The organism is Moraxella sp., from assembly GCF_024227015.1.
Classification (GTDB): Bacteria; Pseudomonadota; Gammaproteobacteria; order Pseudomonadales; family Moraxellaceae; genus Moraxella.
This window is the reverse complement of the sequence record NZ_JAAELD010000247.1, coordinates 1-927: the sequence shown is the minus strand read 5'-3', so window position 1 is coordinate 927 and position 927 is coordinate 1. Positions and strand designations below refer to the sequence as shown.

The 927-nt window shown below is 44.6% G+C and carries 2 protein-coding genes; one reads left to right on the top strand and one right to left on the bottom strand.

Translation table 11 applies throughout. From position 1 onward, the window contains the following. On the top strand, window positions 1–324 hold a 324-nt coding region (locus GY683_RS05865; RefSeq protein WP_297287854.1), incomplete at its 5' end, for an L-serine ammonia-lyase, iron-sulfur-dependent, subunit alpha. A 74-nt stretch (window positions 325–398) separates the two neighbouring features. Here the strand turns inward: GY683_RS05865 and GY683_RS05860 are convergent. Next, entirely contained in the window at window positions 399–800 is a 402-nt protein-coding gene (locus GY683_RS05860; protein WP_297287853.1) for a DUF4377 domain-containing protein, read from the bottom strand. Window positions 801–927 lie beyond the last annotated feature (127 nt).

The window sequence follows — 927 nt, the reverse complement described above, 5'->3', positions numbered from 1 at the left end:
GCGCAATGCCTGAACGCTGCTGAGATTGGACTTGAGCATAACTTAGGTCTTACCTGCGACCCGATAGCGGGATTGGTGCAGGTGCCTTGCATCGAGCGCAATGCCATGGCATCGGTTAAGGCGATCAATGCAGCACGTCTTGCGCTTCGGGGTGATGGCTCGCATCATGTGTCACTTGATAAAGCCATTCTGACCATGAAAGAGACTGGTCGCGACATGATGGATAAATACAAAGAAACCGCACGCGGAGGTTTGGCTGTCTATGCCGACAGTCGCATTCCTACCGCCACCATTGGCATTAATGCGGGCTTTAGTCAATGCTAGACTGGGATAGTATTCTACCCAAACAAAAAGATCTCTAAAATTAGAGATCTTTTTGTTTTATGAATGACAAGCGATTAGTTCGTAATTTCTGGTGTTTTAGAGATTAGCTTGTTCAGTGTCCATACAGGTTTTACATTATCACCTTCGGTAACGCTCGTTTGCTTAACATCTAGCACATAGCGGAAACCTTCTTCATATTCAAAACCTTCGATATCACCGCTTAGCACGTTAAAGTTGCGATCGATAGTGCGACGGTATTGTAGGCATTCGCCAGCGACTTTAGTGTCAGTCGTGCTGGTTAGTTCGCACACAGCTTTACGTGGTGCGATCTCTACCTGAAAACTTGGAATATCAATGATTTTAACTTCCTTGGTTTGACCCTCTAGCGTCATGACGCGCGTATCATTTAGGTTATTCGATGCACAGCCTGTCAGAGCAATAGCGGCAGCGGTCAATGCGATGGCAAATTTTTTCATGGTCAATCTCCTTGATTGCGATTTATTGATAAAAAAGCACTGTCAATAGCACAAAAAGCCCTGAAAGGTGGGGAATGAAAGCACTTAAAATCATATTATTCTTAATTGGCTGTGCTGTATTAGTTTG